Consider the following 581-nt stretch of genomic DNA (forward strand, 5'->3'; position numbering starts at 1 on the left):
TGGGGGAAGTCTGAAGGGGGCAAGGCCCCCTTCAGCCCGCCGGAAGCGCCCGCCATGAAGTCCGAGCCCGACCGCCTCTGTGGTCCCGCCGCTGTCGCCGCCGCCTTCGCGCACCGGCCGCAGGCGGTGCTGCGCCTGTTCTACCTGGCCTCCCGCCGGGCCGAGGCCGGGCCGTTCTGCGCCCAGCTCGCCCGCGCCCGGAAGCCCTATCGCGAGGTCCCGCCGGCCGAGCTGGCAAAGATCGCCGGCACCACGCACCATGGCGGCATCGTCGCCATCGCCGCGCCGCGCGCCGTGCCCGCCCTGCCGGCGGCCCTGCCGCAGACCCTGTTCGGGCCCGGGCTGCTGCCGGTGCTGGATGGCGTCGGCAATCCGCACAATCTCGGCGCCATCGCCCGCTCCGCCGCCTTCTTCGGCTGCACCTCGCTGCTGCTCTCGGGCGATCCGCGCCAGGCGGGGCTGTCCGACTCGGCCTGGCGCACCAGCGAGGGCGGGCTGGAAGCCCTCTCCCTCTACCGCGCGCCCGACCTGCCGGCGGCGCTCGGCGCGCTGGGGCGGCCGGCGCTGACGGTGGCGGCGGT

Annotated in this window: 1 protein-coding gene; it reads left to right on the plus strand. The window is 76.9% G+C overall.

Annotated features, from left to right (window positions below; all coding sequences use genetic code 11):
* Nucleotides 1-54: 54 nt before the first annotated feature.
* Nucleotides 55-581: TrmH family RNA methyltransferase (locus HMPREF0731_RS22730; RefSeq protein ID WP_007006630.1), on the plus strand; the 527-nt coding region annotated here is incomplete at its 3' end.

Origin of the sequence: Pseudoroseomonas cervicalis ATCC 49957, assembly GCF_000164635.1 — a bacterium.
Classification (GTDB): Bacteria; Pseudomonadota; Alphaproteobacteria; order Acetobacterales; family Acetobacteraceae; genus Pseudoroseomonas; species Pseudoroseomonas cervicalis.